Genomic DNA, 26,017 nt, shown 5'->3' on the forward strand with positions numbered 1-26,017 from the left:
AACCAGAAGTTTATATTCCGTCTGTAGTTACACCAGCACCAGCGCCTGTAGCTTCAGAACCAGAACCAGAAGTTTATATTCCGCCTGCGTATGTACCTCAAATAGACCCCATACCAGTCGCTGAACCAGCAGGAAATGTGTCAAAAACACAATTACAACAGATAGTAGCGCGGTTATTCTATGTTCAAGCTAACCAAGAAATAGAATTACCACAAAATCTTTCGGTTATTCATATTGGTAAGCCTAATGATCGGATTCCTCCAGATATAGACGTTTCGGGATTTGCTAATTCGGAAATTGTGTCGCGGATTCATGCAGATATTCGCATTGAGGGAGATTCATGTTACATAGAAGATGTAGGTAGTTCCAATGGTACTTACATCAATAACTTACCTCTATTACCTGGAAACAGACACCGCCTCCGTCCAGGCGATCGCATTAGCTTGGGTAAGGGAGATTTAGTAACTTTCTTGTTTCAACTCTCTTAGGAATAGGGAACACTTCGACAAGCTCAGTGCATCGCAGGGAACAGGGAACAGGGAATAGGGAACAGGGAACAGGGAACAGGAAATAAATATTTCCCCTGCTCCCTTGCTATGATCACAACAGCTTATTAGCTCTAGTTGCTAGTTATCCCATAAACTATATAACTAGCAACTTGGGTAATAACATGATTAATGATACGGAGTATATCAGGAAAGCTGAAGCTAATCGCGTAGAAGTTCTCAGCGAAGCACTACCTTACATTCAACAATTCGCCGGTCGTACCGTTGTTGTTAAATACGGTGGCGCAGCAATGAAGGATAGCACCCTCAAGGATAAAGTTATTCGTGATGTGGTCTTTTTATCTTGTGTCGGCTTGCGGCCAATTTTAGTCCATGGTGGTGGACCAGAAATTAATAGTTGGTTAGGTAAGCTGGGAATTGAAGCACAATTTAAAAATGGTTTGCGCGTAACTGATGCGGATACAATGGATGTAGTCGAGATGGTGTTAGTTGGGCGTGTGAATAAAGAAATTGTGGAACTGATTAATCAAGCTGGAGGGATGGCTGTAGGACTTTGCGGTAAAGATGGTAACTTAATTACGGCTCGTCCTCAAGGTGATGAAGGGATTGGTTTTGTTGGGGAAGTTAGTAATGTCAATATCAAAATTTTAGAAACACTTTCTAGTAATGGCTATATTCCCGTAGTTTCTAGCGTTGCGGCTGATGAGACTGGACAGGCTTATAATATTAATGCTGATACTGTAGCGGGAGAAATAGCCGCAGCTTTAGGTGCAGAAAAGTTAATTTTGCTGACTGATACTAGAGGTATTCTCAAAGATTATAAAGATCCATCTACCTTAATTCCCAAGGTAGATATTCGGGAAGCGCGGCAATTAATTGCTGATGGTATAGTCAGTGGAGGGATGATTCCTAAAGTGAATTGTTGTGTGCGATCGCTCGCTCAAGGTGTTAAAGCCTCACATATCATTGATGGCCGCATTCCTCACGCTTTATTATTAGAAGTGTTTACAGATGTGGGGATTGGAACAATGATTCTTAGTTCTCAATTTCGACAATAAGATGATTTAAAAGTCAAGATATTTTGGATTTTGGATTTATTCCCTAGATAAAGCTATTTTTTCTGGACAAAAAAATCTATCCAAAATCCCCTCATCATAATTAAAACCGACAACTGACTAATGACTACAGAAAGTTTAGAACTTGCTAAATCTCGATATCAAATTGGCAAAATTGCCTTTGAAAATGGCCAATATCGGGAATCCGTAGAAAATTTAGAAAAAGCCAGCGCCCTATTGGTAAAAAATACCCGTTTGGGTGGTGAAGTAGAAATTTGGTTAGTGAATGCGTATGAGGCTGCGGGACGTTCTGAAGAAGCGATCGCTCTTTGTCAACAACTCAGTCGTCATCCCCACTATGAAGTGCGTCAACAAGCAAAACGTCTAGGCTATATTTTAAAAGCACCTAAACTAAAAAGACCCAAAGAGTGGATGACAGAAATTCCTGATCTGGGGACAATTTCTGATAATAAATCCAAAATAATTGTCACTGCTCAACCTAAAAAATCTCCCTCTAAAGCAAAACCTGTAGAACCAGAATATATTGATCTTAGCACAGTCAATACCAGAGATAATCGCTTTGTGTGGGTAGCTTTAATCGCTGTTGCTTTGACAATTTCCTATCTAGTTTGGTTAAGTTTTTAGCAGATGTTACAATTCTGCAAATTGCATCATGAATATCTATTAGGAAATAGGTTTGAATTTCTCTAATTAAATAGGAGTTTTATATGTTGATGAAAAATATCTCACGGTTGGGAAAATATTTTATTTCTCCAATTAACAAAATTAGAAAATTTGCCAAAGCTAATCCTATTTTATTAGTGGTATTATTGGCATCATTACTTCTATCTGGTTGTGTAAAGTACGATTTAGGAGTTACATTTAACAGCACAAATAATGGTGAATTAGTCCAGCATATTAAGTTATCGGAAAAAATTAGCCTTTTTAGTAATGATTATGTATCTGAATGGTTAAAAACTTTAGAAAATCGAGCGCGAACCTTATCCGGTTCAGCAGAGAAGATTTCCTCAGAAGATATAGTTGTTAAAATTCCTTTTACTAATGTTAAGGAATTACAAGAAAAGTTTAGCGGTTTCTTTAACTCTCGAACAGATGAAGATATTGATGGTTCGGAAATTTCTAATATTACTTCAACTTTAGTAGCCGAAGATCAGAATTTTCTTTTATTATCTAGAAACCACCTAATCTATGATTTGGATTTACGTTCTTTGGCTATGCTGACTAGCAAAAGCAATAATTCTATCATCAATTTAGATTTTAGCTTACAAACACCTTGGGGTGTTAAGAATATTCAAAATAACGAAAATTCTATCCAACCCGAAAAACATAATAATCAATTAATCTGGCAACTTAAACCAGGTTCTATAAATCACATAGAAGTAGTTTTCTGGTTGCCTAATTTCTTGGGAATTGGTACTTTATTAATTATCTCATTTGTCTGGTTGGGCTTATATCTGAGATATACCCTATTACCAGATCCTAGTACCGCAAAGCAGAATTAAAAAAGCAGATTAAGGGACTTCCAAGAAATAAATTATCCAGATTAACGTTAGCGTAGCGTGCGTGAAACGCATACCGCAGAGGCGCAGAGGACACAGAGGAATAAGGGTTTGAGAGGTTTTTACGTTAGGTGGTTGAGTGTTTTTTTATTTGGAAGTCCCTTAAACAGCTTTGTGTAAATTTTTAATAATTGGTTGATTTACGCCATTGTGTACGAGTTAGAGAGATTGTCAAAAATGACTAACGCCTCCCATTAGGGATACAGGATGTCCAGGATGATAACTGGAATTTCATTACCAATCACCAGCCGCAAATTGACATTTAATGTAGGGGCGCAGGGCGTGCGCCCAAAATTTATTATAAGCAAAGCCACACTACGCTATATTATGCAAATAAATTCATAGGCTTTCTAAATAACTTAAAAGGTCTGCCATTTCTTGGCTACTAGGCTGAAATTTTGGCATAGGGGGAGTGTCACCGCTAGTTACTTGATGAATTAGCCCATAGCGGGATTTGTATTTAGAGATTTCATGTAAGCTAGGACCAACTAGACCGTTGGCTTCTAAACCATGACAGCCAGCACAGTTGATTAGGAAAATAGCTTTTCCCTGTACTGGGTCTCCCTGAATGGATAGAACACTTTTGACATAAGGATCAGAGGCTTGTACTATCTGAATACAAAAAAGGACAAGAGGGATGGCTATCAACATCGCTACGACGAAGATAATAATCTGTTGAATCAGAGTTTCAGGTTTAATTAGCTGGTTATCCAAAAGAGTTGCTTTGACAATCCCAAAGTTTTCATTTCCTACACATAGCTTAAAATTTCTTGATTGTGTTAGCAAGTACAAATGATGATTTTTACAACTATTTTGATTTAAAACTCTGATAGGACGCGGGATTAGTGCCAGATTTGTTAAAATCAACAACAGGAAACGAATCTTTCATAATTGTAACGAGGAGATTTACAGTGGTTGAACCCCTACTATCAGGTATTGTGCTTGGGTTGATTTTTGTGACTTTAAGTGGATTGTTTTATGCTGCTTATCGGCAATATAAGCGTCCTAACGAGTTGGGTGGCTGATATTAATTAGGTGACAGGTGACAGGTGACAGGTGACAGGTGACAGGTGACAGGTGACAGGTGACAGTAAAAGAGAGAATCACTAAATTACCTGTTCCCTGTTCCCTGTTCTTGATAAAATGTTAAGGCTGTGTTGCCGTAAGTTTTTTGAAGGCAGATTTCCCAGTTGGGGATATTTGGTGGTGTCCAATCTTGGTGACGATGTTCGACTGCTATTTCTCCCTGGGGATCTAAAAGCTGATATTGGGCGATCGCTTCTAATACTGGTTCATATAATCCACTGGCATAAGGTGGATCAAAATATATTCTGTCAAATTTTTGACCTGATAATTTTTTTAACTGCTGGGTGACGTTTCCCCGCAATAGCTGAAATTTCTGTTCTGGCTGGGCTACTTGTTGCCAGTTGGCTTGAATAATGGCACAGGCTTGGCTTGATTGTTCAATGCCGATGACTAAGCTGGCTTCCCTACATAAAGCCTCTGCACCCATTGAACCACTACCGGCGCACAAATCCAACCAGCGACAACCACTGATTGTCCCCTGCCAAATATTGAATAATGCTTCCCTGACTCGCGCACTGGTAGGTCTGGTATTTTCACCTGGTAAAGTTTTAAGCAGACGATTCCCGTAAATTCTCAGACTCATTACTTATTGATCATTAAATCTTCAACTTTGAGAAAATAAACACCTGAAAATATTGCAAACTTTTATTAAGCAAAAACTTTTTCGCGGACTTGAGCCACAAAATTAGATAAGATTTGCAATCCGACATTTGATGATTTTTCGGGATGGAATTGAACAGCCATGAGATTTTCATGAGCGATCGCCGCCGTTACCGTTTGATTGCCATGAGTAACCGTGGCAGCGCGAACTTGGGGATTTGTTGGTTCAACATAGAAAGAATGAACAAAATAAACCCAAGGATCGATAGGTAAATGTTCCCATAAAAGACTTTTTGGCTGAGAAAGTTGCAGTTGATTCCAACCCATGTGAGGAATTGTCATTCCTGGTTCAGAACGAAAACGACGAACTTTTCCCGGCACAATTCCTAGTCCTGGTAACGTCCCTTCGGCGCTGGATTCAAACAAAATTTGTAACCCTAGACAAATACCCAAGAACGGTTTCCCAGAAGCGATCGCATCTTTAATAGGTTGTTCCAAACCACGCGATCGTAGATGTTGTACAGCCGGATCAAATGCTCCCACTCCTGGCAAAACTATAGCATCTGCTTTTGCCATCTCTTGAGAACAATAAGTAACTTGAGGAGTTGCACCAGCTTTTTCTAATCCTTTGCAAACAGAGTGCAAATTTCCCATGTCGTAATCAACAACTGCAATCACTGGCATTTAGCTGCTCCTTGTAAATTTATGAGGGAGGGCATTTAATTATTCTAATTCTAAATATTATTTATTATGCAAAAAAAAATACTATTAACTTCTTTTGACATTTGGTTGAGCCAACAAGAGTCAAATTCATCCGATGACTTATTACTCGCACTAGCCAAAATGGCTTCACTCTCCCATGACTTAAATTTTTTGCACCGTCTCCCTGTAAATGTGCAATTGTCTAGTTCTCGTGTCATTGCCAAAATTAAGGAAATTCAACCTGACTATATTATCTGTTGTGGCATGGCTGCAAGTCGTTCCCAATTAAGCGTAGAAGTCCTTGCTAGTAGTACAGCTATCTTACCTGTAGAGACAATAAATTCTCCCGAAAATGTTTTGCAAACCAGCGTTGATATCGAAAAATTATTAGCCCAAACAGCCGCAGTTGAGATTAGCTACGACTGTGGTAAGTTTGTCTGCGAGGGACTTTACTATTCAGTCTTGGACTATTTACGTCAGTCCCAACTGTCAATTAAGTGCATTTTTGTTCATGTACCAATCTTAAATCAAGAAAACTTGATAGATATAGTTGCCGATTTTATTTTGATCATTAACAATTTGGCACTTCTTTAGAAAAGTTAACGTCTGTTAGGACAAATTTACTCAGTATTATGTTGCCACTATTACTTTCTTTGACTCTTTCCCAAGCTGTTCCTGCTACACCACCACCGACAGAAATATTACAAGTGCAATCAGTACGCCCTTTGCCAGGAAAATTGGATGCCGTGCCGGTATTTAATAGCAATAGTCCAGAACTGGTATTAAAGGAAGGAATCTTACTTTCTACGTTTCCAAGCGCGGGAAAAAAAGTCACATCAGCCCATTTAGACTTTCCCTTTCGCGGCCGATTTGATATTTTTGCCCACCATGTTGCCAAAGCAGATCCACCCGAAAATTTACGTTCTCTTTACTTGGGCATAATCTTACATAATCCTGGTTCTCAACCAGTAACCGTGAATATATTGGAAGGTGCGAGTTATTTAAGTCAACCAGATGCACCATTTATCCCATTATCATCTTTCGTTCCCAATAACTTAGGAACAGTTTTTGCCGGACCCGGTAGCCGAGTCACATCTGATGTATTACGAGGTAGAAAACAAGATATTTTCCCCTCACAAATTATTATTCCTCCAGGGGAAAGTCAGATGTTATTAAATTTACCAATTCCTGTTCAAGGACTCACTCCACCACTGAATGGCCGTTCTACATATATGCGACTGCGGAGTAATGGTAATATTTACGCGGCTAGTTTGGCTATGTTCGCACGTACAAATACTGATGGTAGTGAGCGATCGCCCAATTTGGAAGAATGGCAAAATTTATTAGATCAGGGTGAATTATCTACGCCTAGAGATAAAGTCCCCACTCCCATAACAGGAAATAATAAACCGGAAATTTACGGACGTGTAGCCGGAGTATCTAAAGGTTCTCGGTGGCGAGCTTATGTAGTAGATAAACCAACAAGTAAGTATTTAACTATTCCTCAACCTGGTGAAGCATTTTCCTACGGTTTAAGCACCTTACATGGGGGAATGTTGGGAACTGGTCAAATTCAAACTGCACCTATGTTAGTGCGCTATCCTGATACCGCTTATTACGCCCATGGTAATTATGGTATTCAATATAGTATCAAGTTACCTTTATATAACAATACTCAAAATCAACAAACTGTGAGTATTGCGGTACAGACTCCCATTAAGGAGAATGAATTAAGCAAATCTGGACTCCGCTTTTTTGTTCCTCCAGCGCGTCAAGTCTTTTTCCGAGGAACTGTACGCTTACGTTATCAAGCAGACGGAAAATGGCAAAACAAGTTTGTGCATTTGGTTCAAAAGCGTGGTGAAACTGGAGAACCTTTAGTATTATTGAATCTTAAACCAGGTGAGAATTCTTTAGTAGAAGTAGATTTTCTTTATCCACCCGATGCTTCACCACCACAAGTTTTAACGGTATCAACTCAATCTAATTGACATTCCTGGCGATTTATTGGGAATAATGCAGGGCGCAGACCCTGCGCCCCTACAGGATTTCGCCCTTTTATCTCCCTGGTTTTTAGCCTTTGGTATTACTTAACAAAAATAAATCTATGACAGGTTGTCATATTTGGCGTGAATTGTATTTAAAATAGGAGTAAGAAAGTAAAAGTATTTCTGAGGAGAGTAGGCATGAAATCTATTTTGGCAAATTTGCGACGCTTTACCCTAGCTGCATTGACAGTGGTTGTAATTTTTAGTAGCTTCGCTGTGTTTACTCCCACTGCATCTGCGGAAACATATACAATCAAGTTGGGTAGTGATAAAGGTTTGTTGGCTTTTGAACCTAAAAAGCTGACTGTTAAGCCAGGTGATACTATTGAGTGGAAAAATAATAAAGTTCCTCCTCACAACGTTGTATTTGATCCTGCTAAAAACCCTGCTAAGAGTGCTGATTTGGCCAAATCTTTGTCTCACAAGAAATTGTTGATGAGTCCTGGACAAACTGAAACCACTGTTATTCCTGCTGATGCTACTCCTGGTGAATACACCTTCTACTGCGAACCTCACCGTGGTGCTGGCATGGTTGGTAAACTCATTGTTGAAGGTTAGACTAGTCTACTTTTTTCACTGAAGATTATAACGAGTTTTATCCCTGCTGACGCTAATCAGTATAAGTGAAGGGGTGAGACTCGTTAATTTTTTGTATTTAGGCTTTGCTGCAACTAACAACTGACAACTGACAACTGACAACTAACAACTAACAACTGACCACTGACAACTGACAACAATTAGTTCAATCTTCTCCTTGTCTGCGTCCTAGTTCATAGACACCAGCACCCATACAAGCAAGAATACCAATACTAATTCCCCAGCTATTACCTAAACTTATATCTAAAATCCAGTTAGATAAACTACCAAATATTAGGAAAGGGAAAATGCTAAATAATGAAGCATAGAAGAAGTTTTGTGCTTCTCTAGCTTTGCGCGTCTTTTCAAATTCTGACTGACTGGTGTAGAGAGAACGTTCTGCAAAATTGAACCAGCGGTTGAGTTGTGTAATTACCCATTCTCTAGTTTGGGAAAAACCCAGATATAAAGCCAAAGCCCATAAACAAGCTCCGGCGATCGCAATCTTATCTAACTCAAAGCGAAAAGGCAATATATCAAACATGGCATTGGTTAACTCTCCAATTGCTAATTTTAGCTTTTATTCGCCGTTAAAGAGGTAATTATCAATATTATCTATTCCCTATTCCCTGTTCCCTGTTCCCTGTCAGCTTGCCATAGACAATTTTTAACACCAACCTACTTATCTCTTTTTAGAATTATGTGCAGGCCGCTGTTGTGATTCATCTCCTCTTAATTGTTTGCGACCATTAGTAATAATTTGTAGCATTTCTTGAATATCCTGCTCAATATTACCCAGAACGTTATCAGCGTATTTATCAGCACCATCTTCAATATCTTGAGCTTGAGCGATCGCAGTTTGGCGCATTTCCTCTAATTCTTGCTGACAGGCGCGACGCTTGCGTTCAATCTCTGTCAGGGTTTCCTGCATCATCGCTTCACAATCTTGCTGCACTTGTCGCCGTAATTGGTCAGCTTCCCGTTGAGCTTGTCTGATAATATCACTTTCCGCCAAAATTTGCGCTCGTTTGGCTTGGGCTACATCTACAACCTGTTGTCCATATTCTTCAGCCTCTAGGAGAATTTCATCCTTTTGTTCCAAAATATCTAATGCTTCCTGGAACACTGATGGCAGAGAAAGGCGGATAAAATCAAGTTGTTCAAGTAATTTATCTTCATCTATGAGAGTACGTCCCGTGAGTGGAATCCTCAAACTGGAGAGAACTATTTCCTCTAAGCGGTTGAGTTCCTGCTGAATATCTACCCCTCCAGCAGGTGTTGGCAGCCCATTTGGGGGAATTCCATTCACATACTCTCGTGGGGTAAGGTTATTTCCGTTGTGGTTGGATTCGAGGCTAGAGATTTTTGGTTGTAGCATTGGTATATATCTAGGGCAATGTGTGGAGGAACAAGATGATCAACAGAGCCACCAAACCTGGCAATCTCTCGTACCACACTACTACTTAAAAAACTATACTCATTTGATGTTGCCAGAAAAACAGTCTCAATTTGAGTAGACAGTGTTTTATTGGTATGAGCCATTTGTAGCTCAATTTCAAAGTCAGAAACCGCTCTTAACCCCCGCAACAAAACTTGCGCTTGTTGCATTTGAGCATATTCTACGGTTAAACCATCAAAACTGTCTACTCCCACATTTGGTAAATGTTTTGTAGCCAGAGTAATTTGTTCTAATCTTTGCTTTACTGTAAACAAGGGCATTTTATTAGGATTTCGTAGCACGGCAACTATCACCCGTTCAAACAGACGACTACTGCGCTGTATGAGGTCTAGGTGTCCCAAGGTGATGGGATCGAAACTACCAGGATAAATAGCAATCACAATGTTATTTTAGGTGATTATATTGACAGTTTTTTCGTAGAACTTAATTAAATCTAACATCTCCTGCTTCAGGATTGAGGATTAGTCGCTCAGACATACTATATTATTGTTTTTCATCCATACTCCTATAGGTAATTTCTCATGGTACTGGATTTTTCTGTTCTGCCCTTAGGGTTTCAATTTACTTCTCCTGGTCCGATTCTAGTGAAAATTGGACCAATAGTTATTCGCTGGTATGGATTGTTAATAGCCTGTGCTGTATTAATTGGTGTTAGTCTTTCCCAGTATCTAGCCAAGCGTCGTCATGTAAATCCAGATTTAATCAGTGATTTATCAATTTGGCTAGTAATTGGTGCTATTCCCGCCGCCAGGTTATATTATGTTTTGTTTGAATGGTCAGAATACTCTCAAAACCCAGAACGGATCGTTGCAATTTGGCAAGGGGGTATTGCTATTCATGGGGCGATTATTGGCGGTGTGGTAGCGGCGCTCATCTTTGCTAAAATCAATAAAGTTTCTTTTTGGCAATTGACTGATTTAGTTGCCCCTTCGTTAATTTTAGGGCAAGCAATTGGTCGGTGGGGAAATTTTTTCAACTCAGAAGCATTCGGAAGTCCCACAAATTTACCTTGGAAACTGTACATTCCCCCAGATCGTCGTCCTTTAGATTTAGTGAATTTTGAATATTTTCATCCCACTTTCTTATATGAATCGCTGTGGAATTTAATGGTATTTGCCCTGCTACTAACTTTATTTTTTCGGGCTTTATCTAAAAAACCACGTTTAAAAGTAGGGACTTTATTTTTAGTTTATTGGATAGCTTATAGCTTAGGGCGGTTTTGGATTGAAGGTTTACGCACAGATAGCTTAATGCTCGGACCTTTACGGATGGCACAGATGATCAGTTTAGGGGGAATAACTTTAGGAGTAGTTGGTTTGGCGTGGTTGTATGTCATTAAGCGGCCTTTACCTGATGTTGTGCCTCCGTTATATGGAGAAAAAAATGCCCCAGAGTAATTAATCTCTAGGGCTTAACCAGGGTGCATCTACCATTTATTTCTACTAGGGAAAGAGGGTGAATCCGGACGGGTACTGAGGAAAAGCCAAAAAAACTTTTTTGTGGCGTTGTGAAGAGGAAATTTGATGAGTGAATCTACTAATAATTTAAGTTCATCTAAGTATATAAATGCCTTAGAACCAGCGGTTTATATTGTGGGGGCAGGTCCTGGAGATCCTGATTTATTAACGGTTAGAGCGCAAAAGTTGTTGGCTACGGCTGATGTAATTTTATTTGCAGATTCCTTGATTCCCGAACAAATTTTAGATGTTTGTCGTGGAGATGCGGAAATTGTGAAAACGGCAAATCGGACTTTAGAAGAAATTTTACCAATCATGGTGGCTGCGGTGCGATCGCATAAATCTGTCGTTAGACTGCATTCTGGTGATCCTAGTCTCTATAGTGCTATTCATGAACAAATGCAGCTATTAGCAGAGGCGGATATTCCGTTTGAAATCATTCCTGGTATCAGTGCATTTCAAGCCGCCGCAGCTAAACTTAAAATAGAGTTAACTGTTCCTGGTTTAGTACAAACTATCATCCTCACCCGCATTAGTGGCCGCACCCACGTTCCTGCTACTGAAGAGTTAGCGTCTTTAGCGGCACATCATGCTAGTTTATGTTTATATCTCAGTGTGCGTCATATCACTGAAGCCCAAGCCAAATTGTTGGAATATTATAACCAGGATACTCCGGTAGCGATTTGCTATCGCTTAGGATGGCCAGATGAAAAAATTCGGGTTGTTCCTCTAGCACAAATGGCAAATTGTACTCATGAAGAACAATTAGTGCGGACTACACTTTATGTGATTAGCCCAGCATTATTACCAGTAAATGGACGTTCACGTTTATATCATCCTGAACATAATCATTTATTCCGTTCATCACATTAAGTAGGTGAAAAATTAGATGGTTGAGGATACATATTTTCACTACTTTGGTAGTTGCGATAAAATTGAATCCAATAAATACAAATTTAGCAATTTAAAATCCTGATTATGCCATTAATTAAAGTCCAAACTTCTGTTTCTAATCCTGAAAAATCTCAGGTTGAATCTATGCTCAAGGTTCTCTCCGCTAAGTTAGCTAAACATACGGGTAAACCAGAATCCTATGTGATGACAGCTTTTGAAGCCGGAGTTCCCATGACTTTTGCTGGTACTACAGAACCAGTTTGCTATATAGAAATTAAGAGTGTGGGAACAATGAAACCTGAGCAAACTAAAGCAATGAGTCAGGATTTTTGTCAGGAAATTAATCAATTTTTGAATATACCTAAAAACCGCATTTATTTAGAATTTTCAGATGCTCAAGGCTCAATGTGGGGTTGGAATAGCACAACTTTTGGCTAGATTTTGATCAAAGTTTATCGAGTTAAACAATTTTTGATTTTGGGTAGCATAATTCAAAATCAAAAGCGCATTTTTTTCTATTACCTCCTATAGCTCCAACAGGATTCGTAGGTAATTTACAGCAGATTGCAGGTAAATGAGGTACACAAGTTAAGAATTAAGCCATATATAAAAATACATTCAACCCAGTTAATATTTCCCTGTTCACTGCTGTAATTCTGATTTTATCCTTATGAGCAAAAGCAATATCTGTGCAATTACTATTCCTGGTTATAAAATTACTGAACTCATCTATGCTAGTGAAAAAACTACAGTTTATCGTGGTGAACAAGAAAAAAACCAGACTCCAGTTATTATCAAAATTCTCAACTCACAATATCCCCGGTTGCAGGATTTAATTGCTTTTAAAAATCAGTTTGCTATTAGTCAACAAATTGATCATCCAAATATTATTAAATGTTATGGTTTAGAAAAATATGGCAATAGTTATGCTCTGGTTTTAGAAGATTTTCAAGGTATATCTTTGAGTGAATATGCTAATTATCAAAGTTTAGATTTAATCTCTTTTTTACCCATTGCGATCGCAATTACCAAAGCTTTAGAATTCCTATATGATCATAAAATTATTCACAAAGATATTAAGCCTAAAAATATTACAATTAATTCTCAAACGCAGCAAATTAAGCTGATAGATTTTAGTATTTCTTCCCTATTACCCAAAGAAACTGCGGATATCAAAAACCCAGAAGTGTTAGCAGGGACACTTACTTATATGTCTCCTGAACAAACAGGAAGAATGAATAGAGGGATAGATTACCGCACAGATTTTTATTCTTTGGGAGTGACTTTTTATGAATTACTCACCGGAAAATTACCTTTTTATAGTCAAAATCATTTAGAATTGGTATATTGTCATCTTGCAAAAGAACCGATTAATCCTAGAGAAATTAATCCACAAATTCCGCCAATTATGGCAGATATGATTTTGAAATTAATGGCAAAAAACCCTGATGAAAGATATCAAACAGCCAGAGGAATTAGACATGATTTAGAAATATGTCAACAAATGTTATTAATGCAGGGAGAAATTAGTAATTTTAAATTAGCAGAAAAAGATATATGCGATCGCTTTTTGATTCCAGAAAAGCTTTATGGTAGAGAACAGGAAATTATTACCTTACTAAATACTTTTAAAAATGTCAGTGCTGGGAATACAGAATTAATGTTAGTAGCAGGTTTTTCTGGTATTGGTAAAACTGCTGTTGTTAATGAAGTTCATAAACCAATTGTGCGGGAAAAAGGTTACTTTATTTCTGGTAAATATGATCAATTCCAACGAAATATTCCTTTTTCGGCCTTATTACAAGCATTTCGTAGTTTCATGACACAACTCCTCACTGAAAATACAAATCAGTTAGAAGACTGGAAAATGAAAATTTTATCAGCATTAGGAGAACAAGGAAAGGTAATTATTGATGTTATCCCTGAACTAGAAAATATTATTGGCCAACAACCGTCAGTTCCAGAACTGACAGGTAATGCTTCCGAAAATCGCTTTAATTTACTATTTGGTAAATTTATTCAGATATTCGCTACTAGTGAACATCCATTAGTAATTTTCTTAGATGATTTACAATGGGCTGATATAGCTTCTTTGAAATTAATCAAATTATTAATGAGTGCAAAAGACACCAAATATTTATTATTAATTGGAGCATATAGAGATAATGAAGTCAAGCCCGGACACCCTTTAGTCATGACTTTAGATGATATTCGACAAGCGAATGTCACCGTTCATGAAATCAGGTTACAACCTTTAGATAAATCCCATCTGCGGCTATTAATTACAGATACTCTAATTTGTTCAGAAGCACATACTGAATCTCTCATTGAATTACTTTTAAAGACAACTCAAGGGAATCCATTTTTTACAAATCAATTATTAAAATCACTGCATGAAGATGGATTAATTGTTTTTAATTCTAGTCTAGGTTATTGGAAGTGTGATATTAATGCAGCCAAAGCTTTATATCATAATGAAGATGTTGTTAATTTTCTAAAAAACCAGTTAAAGAAATTATCTAAAAATACTCAAAATATCTTAAAAGTAGCTGCTTGTATTGGTAATAAATTTGATTTATATACTTTGTCTATAGTCTGCGAAAAATCCCAAATCCAAATAGCATCTGAGTTATGGAATGCTTTACAAGAAGAATTAATTATCTCTCAAAATGAAGTTTATAAATTTTTTACAGATGATGAAGAATCATCATTAAATATTTTTGACTCAAATTTAACAGCTAATAGTAATGAATCAATTATAGTTCAATATAAATTTCTTCATGATAGAGTTCAGCAAGCAGCTTATTCATTAATTTCTGATGAAGATAAACCAGCAACACACTTAAAAATAGGTCAATTGCTGTTAAAAGATAGCAGTTCTGAGGAAGGGGAAGAAAAGATATTTGAGATAGTTAATCAGTTAAATATGGGGATAAAATTAATTTCCAATCAGTTAGATAGATATGAATTAGCTAAATTAAACTTAATTGCTGGTTGTAAAGCTAAATCTTCAACTGCTTATGAAGCTGCTGTCAGATATTTAAAAGTAGGTTTAGAACTTTTAGCAGCAGATAGTTGGGAATATCAGTATGAATTAACTTTAAATCTTTATATTGAAGCTGTAGAAGCAGAATATTTAAACATTAATTTTGAGCAAGCAGAAATATATATAGAAGCAGTTAAGCAAAATGCTAATAGTCTGATTGATCAAGTAAAAGTGTATGAAGCACAAATACAAATATATATGGCTCAAGTGCAAATACAACAAGCAATTGAGACAGGTTTAACTTTAGTAAACTTGCTGGGAGTGAATTTAGAAACAACACCTCCACTTAACTTAAATGTTGATGATTTAATCAACTTACCGGAGATGATAGCTGCTGATAAACTTGCTGTCATGCGGATTTTAACTAATATGACTGCTGCTAGTTATTTTGTTGATCCAAAACTATTTCCAGCTATTATATTTACAATGATTCATCTATCTGTGAAATATGGTAATTCTCCATTTTCTGCTCATGGATATGTGAATTATGGTTTATTATTGTGCGGTTTCTTTGCGGATATTGAAACTGGATACCGTTATGGTGAATTGGCTTTAAGTATATTAGATAAATTTGATGCTAGAAGTATTGAATGCCGAGTTTTAGTGATGTGGAATAGTAATATTCTCCCTTGGAAACAACATTTGCGAAAAACAATAACTAGTTTACAAGAGGGTTTACAAAGTGGAATGGAAACTGGAGATATAGAATACTTTGGTTACTGTTGTGCAATGTATGATATAAATATGCTCCTTAGTGGTAAAAATTTATCTTATCTATTTGAGAATTTAAAAAATCATATCCTTTTAATGTATAGCATCAAGCAAGAAGGCACAGTGCTGCTTCATAAAATATGGTATCAGCTAGTTTTTAATTTTTCAGAAATTAATGAAAATAAACAAATATTTGATGGTGATATTTTTGATGAATCAGAATTATTACCAATTCTTATAGAAACTCAAGCTTCCACCACACTCTTTTCATTATATTTAGCAAAAACCATATATTATTACTTCTTTGGTTTCACAAATATTGCTGTTGATAATTCCATCAAAGGTGGAGAATATTTGCAATTTGTTGTTGGACAAGTGACAATTAGTCAATATAATTTTTACTATTCTTTATCACTTTTAGCTGAATATCCTTATCAGTCTGCAAGTGAACAAAAACGATTTTTAGAAAAAATTCTATCTAATCAAGAACAAATGAAAAATTGGGCTAATTACGCCCCCATGAATTATCAACATAAATATGAATTGGTAGAAGCAGAAAAAGCCAGAGTATTAGGAAATAATTGGCAAGCAATGGAGCTTTATGATCAAGCAATTGCGGGAGCTAAGGAAAATAAATATATTCAAGAGGAAGCACTAGCTAATGAACTAGCAGCTAAATTTTACCTGGGTTGTAATAAAGAAAAAATTGCTAAAGCTTACTTAATAGATGCTTATTATTGTTATGCTAATTGGGGAGCGAAGGTAAAAATTGAAAATTTGGAAACAACCTATCCTCAATTACTTGAACCTATCATTAATCAAACAAAAACTAAATTAACAGAAGGTGAAGTAAGTACCCTTATTAGTAAACCTAGTTTGACAGGTGTTTCTGCATTATTAGATTTAGAAACTGTGACTAAAGCCTCTTTAGCAATTTCTTCAGAAATTCAGATAGACAAGTTATTACATACTCTCATGCAGATGATATCAGAAAATGTTGCTGCTAATAAATCTGCGTTAATTTTGCAAAAAGAGGGAAATTTAGTCTTGGTAGCTCAATGTATAAATGAGCATGAATATGAATTATCGAATACACCAATTAACAATTGTCAATATTTACCTTTAAGTATTATTAATTATGTTGCTCATACGCAAAAATATTTGCTAATTAGCAATGTCAAAGATTCTCCAGAATTTGCTCATGATTTATATATTATTCAATATCAACCAAAATCTATCCTCTGTACTCCTATTTTGAATAAAGGGGAATTAATCGGTATCATTTATTTAGAGAACAATCTAACTGTAGGAGCTTTTACCACTGAAAGATTGAGAATATTAAATTTGCTATCTTCCCAAGCTGCTATTTCTCTAGAAAATGCTCAACTCTATAGGAGTTTAGAGGAAAAAGTTACACAAAGAACTCAGGAATTAAATGAAAAGAATCAGCATTTAGAAGAAGCAATGTATGAATTAAAAACCACACAATCTCAACTTATTCAAACAGAGAAAATGTCCAGTTTAGGACAAATGGTTGCAGGTATTGCCCATGAAATTAATAATCCGGTAAATTTTATCTATGCTAATGTTGAACACGCCAGCAATTATATTGAATTTATGATCAATATGCTGAATATATATCAACAGGAATATCCTCATCCTTCAGCTATTATTGAAAACTATAAAAAAGAGCATGATTTTGATTTTATCATGCAAGATTTACCGAAAATTCTCAATTCAATGATGGTAGGTTCAGAACGAATTCGCAAGATAGTTTTAGGTTTACGTAATTTTTCTCGTCTTGATGAATCAGCCATGAAACCTGTAGATATCCATGAAGGAATTGATAGTACATTAATGATTTTACAACCTCGATTCCAAGAAAAATTAGGCTATTCTAATCAGATAGTAATTAAAAATTATGGTGATATTCCCTTAGTTCAATGTTATGCTTCCCAATTGAACCAGGTATTTATGAATATCATTAGTAATGCAATTGATGTTCTGAAACAGCAGCAGGAAAATTCATCTCAAGTAGAACAAAAAAATAATTCTAGCCAAATTATGATTAGTACCCAAGTTGTTAATGATAATTGGGTACAAATTGCCATTAAAGATAATGGTATGGGCATAAATCCCGAAGTTAGACAACGCATATTTGATCCTTTTTTCACCACCAAACCTGTAGGAGAAGGAACAGGTTTAGGATTATCAATTAGTTATCAAATCATCGTAGATAAACACGGTGGTAAATTAGATTGTATTTCTGCACCCGGAAAAGGAACAGAATTTATCATTGAAATTCCCATTAAACTACATCAACAATAAAACTTCTACTCTTTGCGCCTGGAGCGTCTCTGCGTGCAGAAAATCTTACATCTAACTTTGCATAACAGCATCCAATAGTAACCCAGCCCCAAAACGGATAGGATCTGTGCAAGGTAGTTTAGTTTCTGCTATGATTTGAGCGATCGCATTTTTTGCCTCTACTTCCTCTAAATTCTTCGTATTCAACGCTATCCCCACCACAGGAACGTGCTTAAAAGCACCAGCAGCACTAGCCACAATTTCATACATCCGAATTACTTCCGGTAAAGGTGGAATCGGGATAGTGGGATTATTACGGTTATGAGTTTGTCCTGCTTGATGCACTAATATTAAATGTGTGGGTTGAGAACCCCGAATTAAAGGTAAAGTTGCCGTCGAGCCAGGGTGTAAAAGAGAACCTTGCCCTTCAATTTGCAGAATATCGTAATGTTGACCAAAACGCATTACCAACTGTTCTACAGCACCAGCCGCAAAGTCCACCCGCACAGCATCTAAAGCTACCCCTTCCCCTTCCAACATTAACCCAGTTTGACCGGTAGCCAAAAACTTAGAACGTAAACCCCGCAACTTAGCCGCCCGGTGTAATTCCAGACTGGTGGACATTTTTCCAATCGCCATATCTGTCCCCACAGTCAAAACCCGCCGACAGGCCAGAGTTCGCGCCATTGCTGATGCTACATCTAAATTAGCTGGTTCTCTGCGGACATCCCAAATTAATTGTCCTGGTTTAAGGAGGGCGGTTAATTCCGGTATATTTGCCATTGGTGTATGTAATCCATTTACCAAAGACATTCCCGCTTTCAGGGCATCTTTGATATCAGACCAATAATTATTCGGTACAGCACCACCTTTAGGCGCAATTCCAATTACTAAAACGTCTGGATTGTACTGTAGTGCTGCTGTTACAGATGCCACAATTGGCACATCTCGCTGAATACCTGTTAATTCTCCTAAACTTTTACCAACAGATTCTTGATCAATCACCGCGACAATTTGAGATTCACTGTAACGTAAAATTGATAAACCCGTCTTTCCCTGCAATCCTGTAATTCCTTCATGGAGAAGAATGGCTACTTTTTGATTAAGCGACAAACGCACTATGTTTCACTCCCAAACCAGGTAAATTATTCGGTAAAACTCGCCCATTTTCTACGACTGCACCAGTAAAAGGATCATCAATTAAATTTAAGTGACTGTCTAAATCCAAATAATCAGCTAGTGGTGCAAGTTGTAATGCGGCGGTATTAGCCAGAGAACTATCAGAATAACAGCCAAACATGACTTGTAAATTATGGGCTTTGGCTGTATGCACCATTCTCATAGCCTGGGTTATACCCCCAGATTTCATTAACTTGATATTAATTCCATCTACATGATCTGCTAATTGGGGAATATCAGCACTGGTAAAACAACTTTCATCCACAAAAATTGGTAACGGGGAATTTTTTTGCAAATTAGCTAAATTTGCTTCTTCACCTCTGGCTAGAGGTTGTTCTACATACTTTATCCCTAAGTCAGCTAACCAACCACACATATTTATAGCATCCGCCAAACTCCAACCACCATTAGCGTCAACAAACACATCTTTTCCTGCGGCTGCTTCCCATACCGCTAACAACATTTTTTGATCTGCTTCTATTCCCTCGGTTGAACCTAATTTTACTTTTAATAACTGCACATCCATAAATTGTAACCAGTCTTGCGTCCTGGCCTTTGCACCTGCTGGGGAATTAATACCAATTGTTACAGAAGTGGGAGCGATCGCATTTTTATCTAGTCCCCAAAGTTTCCACAATGGTAAATCCACCCGCTTACCCAACCAATCATGTAATGCCATATCCACAGCCGCTTTAACGGCGGAAGGAATTTGCATTCGTTCTAATACTGCCTCAATTTCTTGCCGTTGCCAAGGGCTAAATTTTTGTAAAATCGGTGTAATTTGCTGCAAACCCTCTTGGATTTTCTCAGTAGATTGCCTATGGTTGCCCACACCAAAAGGAGATGCTTCTCCCCAACCCACAATTCCCTCTTGGGCAATTTGTAACCAGATATTTGTCGTTTGTGCTGTTGTCCCTCTACTAATGGTTAAGGGAAATCGCTTGTTAACGGTAAAGCTTTGAAAATTTATTTGCATAAATATATAGTTGTCAGTGGTCAGTGGTCAGTGGTCAGTTGTCCGTTGTCAGTTGTCAGTTGTCAGTTGTCAGTTGTCAGTTGTCAATTGTCCGTTGTTCGTTGTCAGTTATCAGTTGTCCGTTGTCAATTGTCAATTGTCAATTGTTGAACCGTCACCTTCTTCTCTGTCACCTGTCAATAGTTAGGTCTGGCAGTTAAACTAGATAGGAGAACTGTAATTTCTACAAATGGCCATTTCTGAGACAAAAGGGCATAAAACATCCTCTCAGCTTTTGCTAATAGATAAAAGGTAAATTTTATGAGAAATTTCGACAAAAAAGGTCTAATGAACCAGCGTCATGTTTTAACTGGAGTTGTAGCGGCTGGGTTGATGATGTTGCCGGGAGCATTCGGTAGTAGTTCTGCATTAGCGCAGCAAAAAACAGAGCGTAACACTTTAAGCTATGGAGAATTAATCCAGAAGGCTGATAAAGGGGAAATTAAAAAGGTAGAGTTGGATCAAGTTGAGCAGACAGCTAGGGTTTATTTAGCTGGACAAAAGCCAGATACACCTCCTTTACAGGTACGACTTTTAAATCAAAATCCGGAGTTAATTAATAAACTTAAAGAAAAAAACGTTGATTTTGGCGAAGTTTCCTCTGCTGGTAATAGAGCCGCTGTTGGGTTGTTAATCAATCTAATGTGGATTTTACCACTGGTGGCTTTAATGCTGTTGTTCCTGCGTCGTTCAGCAAATGCTTCTAACCAAGCTATGAGTTTCGGTAAATCTCGCGCTCGGTTTCAAATGGAAGCAAAAACGGGGGTGAAATTTGATGATGTCGCTGGAGTCCAAGAAGCAAAAGAAGAATTACAAGAAGTTGTTACCTTCCTAAAACAGCCAGAAAAATTTACGGCTGTGGGAGCAAAAATTCCCAAAGGTGTGCTGTTAGTTGGACCGCCGGGAACTGGGAAAACTTTACTCGCAAAAGCGATCGCCGGTGAAGCAGGTGTACCATTTTTCAGTATGTCTGGTTCGGAATTTGTAGAAATGTTTGTCGGTGTGGGCGCTTCCCGTGTCCGTGACTTGTTCAAAAAAGCTAAAGATAATGCTCCTTGTTTGATCTTTATTGATGAAATTGACGCAGTAGGTAGACAACGGGGTGCTGGTATTGGTGGTGGTAATGATGAACGGGAACAAACCCTCAACCAACTATTAACAGAAATGGATGGTTTTGAAGGGAATACGGGAATTATTATTATTGCTGCTACTAACCGCCCAGATGTCCTAGATTCAGCTTTGTTACGTCCCGGACGCTTTGATAGACAGGTGATTGTGGATGTCCCAGATTTGAAAGGAAGACAGGATATTTTGACAGTCCATGCTCAAAATAAGAAGATTGATCCTACTGTATCCTTAGAAGCGATCGCTCGCAGAACTCCTGGTTTTACTGGCGCAGATTTAGCTAATTTACTCAACGAAGCTGCTATTCTCACAGCCAGAAGACGCAAAGAAGCTGTTACCGATTTAGAAATTGATAATGCCATAGATAGAGTAGTTGCCGGTATGGAAGGAACTGCTTTAGTAGATAGCAAAAATAAACGCCTGATTGCTTACCACGAAGTCGGACACGCTTTGGTAGGTACTTTAGTCAAAGGTCATGATCCTGTACAAAAAGTTACTCTTATTCCTAGAGGACAAGCATTAGGTTTAACTTGGTTTACTCCCAATGAAGAACAAGGTTTAATTTCCCGTTCCCAAATTTTAGCCCGAATTGCCGCTGCTTTGGGCGGTCGGGCAGCAGAAGAAATCGTCTTTGGGAAAGCGGAAGTTACCACAGGTGCAGGAAATGACTTACAACAAGTTACCAATATGGCACGACAAATGGTAACTAAATTTGGGATGTCTGATTTGGGTCCGGTTTCTTTGGAAAATCAAAATAATGAGGTATTTTTAGGGCGTGACTGGATGAATAAATCAGAATATTCTGAGGAAATCGCCGCTAAAATTGATGCCACAGTCAGGGAAATTATTAACCGCAGCTATGTTCAAGCTAAGGAACTACTACAAGAAAACCGTTTAATTTTAGAGCGTGTTGTAGATTTGCTCATAGAACAAGAAACCATTGATGGTGATGTGTTCCGGACAATTGTCGCTGACTACTCTAAACTCCAAGTCACTAATGAGCAGGTAGCCGTACCTTATTAGTTTTAGTTGTAGGGTGTGGTTCGGCAAGCTCACCAACCACGTCAGATTGCATAAATTCTGCAAATAAACAGATTGTTGCCTTCTGACGCACCTTACCAATGTGCCAGTTGCATAAATCCAGACTCTTTTGAAATCACATCAAAAAAACTGTTCTAGAAAAATTTTTCACTGGTGGAGGGAAATTTGAATGCTATTTTATATACATACTGCTAAAAAGTAAATATATTCTGCGGAATACTATTGAGAAAACGATAGGATCACCAATTCTTAGTTAATTTAAGGAATCTACAACGATGTCTGGTAATACGTCTTTTGATCAACTCCAACCAGCAAGTCAGCAACAAGCCACAGTGTATCTACCGTATATTCAGGGGAACAAGCGAAATTTATTACCCTATGCTATTAGTCTTTATCAAAAAGGCGTATTAGAAGGACACCGTAAAATTGAAGCCAGTGATAATATTTCCTTTGTTGCTACTTGGAATGTTGCCACCTTACCCTCCGATTTAACTCGTTGCCGGATGCAGTTTGATACTGATTCTGATCTAACTTATGAAGTAATGATGGCTAGTTTTGAATTTATTAATTTTTTGATTGAACTGATGGAAAATTATAAGCGCCATCGCATTACTGATTTTTCTAAACCTTTTTACCGCAAATTATTACGCGCAGACGATTGAGTCAAGATATCCCCTGACTCCTTTGAGGGCGGGGAAACCCCGCCCCTACTAAATATATTCATCATCAACGTAGGATTCATATATCTCAGTTGTTTCAGTAGCTGTCACAGAATTCGATAGATGGAAAGTATCATCTGTCATGCGGATGATTTCTCCAGAAAAGAATTTCGCTAAACTTTCCGCAGCTTTGACTACGCCATCATGATCCCAGTTTGATGGGGATGGTTGCACTGGTAGTGGAGAAATGGTTTTTACGGGCGCTGTGTTGGTAATAACAGGCTCAGTTTTTACCATTTCGGGTAACGGTGTAGGTACTGGCTGTGGTACGGCTGGAGGCGGTTGTGGAGTGGGTTGTGGAGTGGGGATTTGCTGGTTGTAAGTAGGTTGGGGTGGTTGTTGTACAGGGGGAGAAGTTTGTGGTGGTGGATTTCTCCTAGTTGAAGTAGGGTTTGCAGATGTGACTTTTTCTAAAGTGACTTGAATTTCCTGTTGGAAGGTTTGCCTAAAAGCTGTGATGATAATAGGTAAATAAGATTTTACTTTGTCAAACCAAACTGCTTTTACACCTATCCGGGCATGAGAACCATTGAACTCAATTAAATGGCACATTTGACCCAACAATGCTTGGGTGGGTAACTGTTGAATATGTCCACGAACTTGCTGCCACAGTTGAGTTACGTCGTATTGTGAACCTTCTCCAACTGGTTGTACTGCTGCTGGTTGATTGTCAATAGGTGGAGGTGGTGCAGATACAGGTTCTGGGATGGGTGTTGGTGGTGAATGAGTTGGATATGTTGGTGGGGGTGCAGATACAGGAGGGTAAGCTGGGGTTACAGAGGTTGTATGAACTTGCTGGGGGATATTTACAGGTTGGATCTGAATATTGGCGCTGGGTAATAATCCCAGTAATGTTACTTCTAGCCATAAACGGGGTTGAGTGGTGTTTTTGAGTTGGACTTCTGCTGTTCTCAGGTGTTGTTGTCCTCGCAAGATTGTACTGATATCAAGTTTTTGGGCAAAGTTGACTAATGCTGTCCAGGTTGATTGAGTACAAGCAACTAAATCTTGACGATTGGGAGCGGTTTTGGCTATTAGTAAATCTCGGTAAAAAGCGGCGAGGTTTTGGAGGATGATCAGGGGTTCTCGTCCTCGATCTAGGATTTTGCGAGTAGTATCTAAGACTATTTCGGCATGATCTTGAGCGATCGCTTCTAATAATCCAAATAGGTCTTTTTCACTGACTGAACCCACTAAATCCCAAACTTTATCCGGTGTGACTTCCCCAGCGACTAAAGCTAATTGATCAAGTAAACTTTCTGCATCTCTTAATCCCCCTTGAGCAATTTGTCCAACGAGGGTGAGGGAGTCATGAGCAATATTAATATTTTCGTTAGCAGCAATATAAGTTAAATGCTTTACCATCGCTTCTAACTGAATTCGTCTAAAATCAAATCTTTGACAACGAGAAATAATTGTTGGTAATACCCGCTGTGGGTCTGTTGTGGCGAGGACAAAAACAACGTGCTTAGGTGGTTCTTCTAATGTTTTTAGTAACGCATTAAATGCTGCTGTACTTAACATATGACATTCATCAACCACATAAACTTTATAGCGGCATTGCATTGGGGCAAATTGCGCCCGTTCAATCAGTTCACGAATATTATCAACACCTGTATTACTGGCAGCGTCAATTTCAATAACATCTGTAGAATAGCCTTTAGTAATGCCCTGACAGATTTCACAAACGCCGCAGGGTTGTGGAGTTGGCTGATTTCCTTGGAGACAATTGAGAGATTTAGCGAGAATTCTAGCACTAGAAGTTTTTCCTGTACCTCTGGGGCCAGTGAACAAATAAGCAGGGGCGATTTTCGCTGAAAGAATGGCGTTAGTCAGGGTAGTAGCGATCGCCTCTTGACCCACCAGTTCAGCAAAACTCTTTGGCCGATACTTATGGTGCAGGGGTTCGTAAGACATGGAGACAGGTTTAAATCCGTATAGCTCTGGTGAATTTAGAGCTTTACCATTCTAACAACTCATGGCAATTTCCCTGATAGATAGCCGCCAGTAAAGGATGATGTAAGTTAAACAACTATGAAAAATTAGCAAAAAGCTTGTATAGTCTGCTTTTTTAATTTTTAATTATTAATTTTTAATTCCACTCACGGGAGTCACCGACATGGCTAAAATTTGAATAAGCAACAAATATCAATGGTGTATCAGATGCTCAAGCGGCTAATTCAATGGCTTAAAAAATTTTTCCGACGCTTGTTTGGTAGTCAGGAAAATCTCACCTCACGTCCAGAAAATATCCCCAAACAAGCAGCACCACCTCTGAGCGATACAGATTTAGAATTTCTATTTACAGAACTTTTAGAAGGTGTTCATCAAGCCAAAGGACAGGCTTGGGCGCAAAAATGGTTACATAATCTTCAGCATCGTGTCAGCATAGAACGCTGGTTGGAATGGCTAAATCGGTTTGGTGACAGATTATTAGCATCCTCCAAACCCCATAATGAATTAGCAGTTAGATTAGTTCAATTAGGTGAGTTAGGTGTTGGGGAAATCGGTAATCTGTCCTATGACATCGGCATGAAAGTGTTAACACGCAATCCAGGAGAACCGATTTGGGAATATGCTGGACCTGATGCAGTCCAAAATAATCCCCCAGCACCTCCGCAAGAGCCAGAAGACTCACCAGAGGGAGAATACAAAACTGTTACTCTAGAGGAGTTACTGATTATGTTGCAACAGGATGAACATTTGTGTCAACAAGTTGCCCAACAACTAGGGATAGAAACAGATAATCCAGAAGTGATTATTCAAGCCTTGGTGAATCAGTATAATGAGGCTAATGAGTCTTCTACACAATCCAAGACTGAGGACACAGCAGAATTTTTGACTCCATCTCCTGATGACTAATTGCAGTAATTATGTTCTAATTGTTCAAAGTAGCTATCAGTATTTTTAC

At 38.1% G+C, this 26,017-nt stretch carries 24 protein-coding genes; 15 read left to right on the forward strand and 9 right to left on the reverse strand.

Annotated elements, in window-relative coordinates; translation table 11 throughout:
- From FJR04_RS06055 to FJR04_RS06070, 4 genes are all read left to right on the forward strand, one after another.
- Window positions 1-488: FHA domain-containing protein (locus tag FJR04_RS06055; protein ID WP_254445211.1), on the forward strand; the 488-nt coding region annotated here is incomplete at its 5' end.
- A gap of 182 nt (window positions 489-670) precedes the next feature.
- Entirely contained in the window at window positions 671-1,564 is an 894-nt protein-coding gene (gene argB, locus FJR04_RS06060; protein WP_168492701.1) for an acetylglutamate kinase, read from the forward strand.
- Between the two features lie 120 nt (window positions 1,565-1,684).
- The gene (locus FJR04_RS06065; protein ID WP_168492704.1) at window positions 1,685-2,206 is read left to right on the forward strand and encodes a tetratricopeptide repeat protein; all 522 of its coding nucleotides are present in this window, start codon (window positions 1,685-1,687) and stop codon (window positions 2,204-2,206) included.
- A gap of 89 nt (window positions 2,207-2,295) precedes the next feature.
- A complete protein-coding gene (locus tag FJR04_RS06070) occupies window positions 2,296-3,084 on the forward strand; it encodes a DUF3153 domain-containing protein (protein WP_168492706.1) in 789 nt (262 codons plus the stop codon).
- Window positions 3,085-3,480: 396 nt separating this feature from the next.
- Here FJR04_RS06070 and FJR04_RS06075 read toward each other — a convergent pair whose 3' ends face one another.
- The gene (locus FJR04_RS06075) at window positions 3,481-3,855 is read right to left on the reverse strand and encodes a cytochrome c (protein ID WP_168492708.1); all 375 of its coding nucleotides are present in this window, start codon (window positions 3,853-3,855) and stop codon (window positions 3,481-3,483) included.
- A gap of 197 nt (window positions 3,856-4,052) precedes the next feature.
- On the opposite strand from FJR04_RS06075, the gene petG reads away from it, so the two are divergent.
- Window positions 4,053-4,166 carry a cytochrome b6-f complex subunit V gene (petG, locus tag FJR04_RS06080; RefSeq protein ID WP_083389681.1) on the forward strand — a complete coding sequence of 38 codons (114 nt, stop codon included), beginning with the start codon at window positions 4,053-4,055 and terminating at the stop codon, window positions 4,164-4,166.
- A gap of 86 nt (window positions 4,167-4,252) precedes the next feature.
- Here the strand turns inward: petG and rsmD are convergent, their stop codons facing one another.
- Together rsmD and hisH are read right to left on the reverse strand one after the other, a co-directional pair.
- On the reverse strand, window positions 4,253-4,810 hold the full coding sequence (gene rsmD, locus FJR04_RS06085) for a 16S rRNA (guanine(966)-N(2))-methyltransferase RsmD (RefSeq protein ID WP_168492710.1): 558 nt from the start codon (window positions 4,808-4,810) through the stop codon (window positions 4,253-4,255).
- Between the two features lie 65 nt (window positions 4,811-4,875).
- Window positions 4,876-5,511 carry an imidazole glycerol phosphate synthase subunit HisH gene (hisH, locus tag FJR04_RS06090; RefSeq protein ID WP_168492712.1) on the reverse strand — a complete coding sequence of 212 codons (636 nt, stop codon included), beginning with the start codon at window positions 5,509-5,511 and terminating at the stop codon, window positions 4,876-4,878.
- Between the two features lie 66 nt (window positions 5,512-5,577).
- Between hisH and FJR04_RS06095 the strand changes: the two genes are divergently transcribed.
- The 3 genes from FJR04_RS06095 (at window position 5,578) to petE (ending at window position 8,135) form a co-directional block, all read left to right on the forward strand.
- The gene (locus tag FJR04_RS06095; protein WP_168492714.1) at window positions 5,578-6,123 is read left to right on the forward strand and encodes a peptidase C15; all 546 of its coding nucleotides are present in this window, start codon (window positions 5,578-5,580) and stop codon (window positions 6,121-6,123) included.
- A 38-nt stretch (window positions 6,124-6,161) separates the two neighbouring features.
- Complete coding sequence (locus FJR04_RS06100) at window positions 6,162-7,520, forward strand: DUF3370 domain-containing protein (protein WP_168492716.1); 1,359 nt, start codon at window positions 6,162-6,164, stop codon at window positions 7,518-7,520.
- 195 nt (window positions 7,521-7,715) lie between these two features.
- The gene (gene petE, locus FJR04_RS06105) at window positions 7,716-8,135 is read left to right on the forward strand and encodes a plastocyanin (protein WP_168492718.1); all 420 of its coding nucleotides are present in this window, start codon (window positions 7,716-7,718) and stop codon (window positions 8,133-8,135) included.
- Window positions 8,136-8,319: 184 nt separating this feature from the next.
- On the opposite strand, the gene FJR04_RS06110 is transcribed toward petE, so the two are convergent.
- From FJR04_RS06110 to coaD, 3 genes are all read right to left on the reverse strand, one after another.
- Window positions 8,320-8,697 carry a hypothetical protein gene (locus FJR04_RS06110; RefSeq protein ID WP_168492720.1) on the reverse strand — a complete coding sequence of 126 codons (378 nt, stop codon included), beginning with the start codon at window positions 8,695-8,697 and terminating at the stop codon, window positions 8,320-8,322.
- Window positions 8,698-8,835: 138 nt separating this feature from the next.
- Complete coding sequence (locus FJR04_RS06115; RefSeq protein WP_168492722.1) at window positions 8,836-9,531, reverse strand: DivIVA domain-containing protein; 696 nt, start codon at window positions 9,529-9,531, stop codon at window positions 8,836-8,838.
- Window positions 9,459-9,992 (reverse strand): pantetheine-phosphate adenylyltransferase, encoded by a 534-nt coding sequence (gene coaD / locus FJR04_RS06120; protein ID WP_168492724.1) that lies wholly within the window; start codon window positions 9,990-9,992, stop codon window positions 9,459-9,461. The genes FJR04_RS06115 and coaD overlap by 73 nt, the downstream gene beginning before the upstream one ends.
- 141 nt (window positions 9,993-10,133) lie before the next feature.
- Between coaD and lgt the strand changes: the two genes are divergently transcribed.
- The 4 genes from lgt to FJR04_RS06140 all read left to right on the forward strand — a co-directional run bounded on the left by lgt (window position 10,134) and on the right by FJR04_RS06140 (window position 18,048).
- A complete protein-coding gene (lgt, locus tag FJR04_RS06125; protein WP_168492726.1) occupies window positions 10,134-11,009 on the forward strand; it encodes a prolipoprotein diacylglyceryl transferase in 876 nt (291 codons plus the stop codon).
- Window positions 11,010-11,135: 126 nt separating this feature from the next.
- Window positions 11,136-11,942 (forward strand): precorrin-4 C(11)-methyltransferase, encoded by an 807-nt coding sequence (gene cobM / locus FJR04_RS06130; protein WP_168492728.1) that lies wholly within the window; start codon window positions 11,136-11,138, stop codon window positions 11,940-11,942.
- Between the two features lie 105 nt (window positions 11,943-12,047).
- Window positions 12,048-12,401, forward strand: a complete 354-nt coding sequence (locus FJR04_RS06135; protein WP_168492730.1) for a phenylpyruvate tautomerase MIF-related protein — start codon at window positions 12,048-12,050, stop codon at window positions 12,399-12,401.
- A gap of 232 nt (window positions 12,402-12,633) precedes the next feature.
- Complete coding sequence (locus tag FJR04_RS06140; RefSeq protein WP_168492732.1) at window positions 12,634-18,048, forward strand: ATP-binding sensor histidine kinase; 5,415 nt, start codon at window positions 12,634-12,636, stop codon at window positions 18,046-18,048.
- Between the two features lie 51 nt (window positions 18,049-18,099).
- Here FJR04_RS06140 and FJR04_RS06145 read toward each other — a convergent pair whose 3' ends face one another.
- A complete protein-coding gene (locus tag FJR04_RS06145) occupies window positions 18,100-19,146 on the reverse strand; it encodes a DUF1611 domain-containing protein (protein WP_168492734.1) in 1,047 nt (348 codons plus the stop codon).
- Entirely contained in the window at window positions 19,130-20,182 is a 1,053-nt protein-coding gene (locus FJR04_RS06150; RefSeq protein ID WP_168492736.1) for a dipeptide epimerase, read from the reverse strand. Before FJR04_RS06150 ends, FJR04_RS06145 begins: the two co-directional genes overlap by 17 nt.
- A gap of 300 nt (window positions 20,183-20,482) precedes the next feature.
- Between FJR04_RS06150 and ftsH the strand changes: the two genes are divergently transcribed.
- Window positions 20,483-22,369, forward strand: coding sequence for an ATP-dependent zinc metalloprotease FtsH (ftsH, locus tag FJR04_RS06155; protein ID WP_168492738.1), 1,887 nt, complete (start codon window positions 20,483-20,485; stop codon window positions 22,367-22,369).
- Window positions 22,370-22,662: 293 nt separating this feature from the next.
- Entirely contained in the window at window positions 22,663-23,049 is a 387-nt protein-coding gene (ebsA, locus tag FJR04_RS06160) for a type IV pilus biogenesis protein EbsA (protein ID WP_168492740.1), read from the forward strand.
- 48 nt (window positions 23,050-23,097) lie between these two features.
- On the opposite strand, the gene FJR04_RS06165 is transcribed toward ebsA, so the two are convergent.
- Window positions 23,098-25,023: a DNA polymerase III subunit gamma/tau gene (locus FJR04_RS06165; RefSeq protein WP_168492742.1), complete on the reverse strand. Its 1,926-nt coding sequence runs from the start codon at window positions 25,021-25,023 to the stop codon at window positions 23,098-23,100.
- A gap of 234 nt (window positions 25,024-25,257) precedes the next feature.
- Here FJR04_RS06165 and FJR04_RS06170 point away from each other — a divergent pair, with 234 nt between their 5' ends.
- Window positions 25,258-25,968 carry a hypothetical protein gene (locus FJR04_RS06170; protein ID WP_254445212.1) on the forward strand — a complete coding sequence of 237 codons (711 nt, stop codon included), beginning with the start codon at window positions 25,258-25,260 and terminating at the stop codon, window positions 25,966-25,968.
- The last annotated feature ends 49 nt before the right edge of the window (window positions 25,969-26,017 follow it).

This window comes from Anabaena sp. UHCC 0204 (assembly GCF_009711975.1).
GTDB lineage: Bacteria > Cyanobacteriota > Cyanobacteriia > Cyanobacteriales > Nostocaceae > Dolichospermum.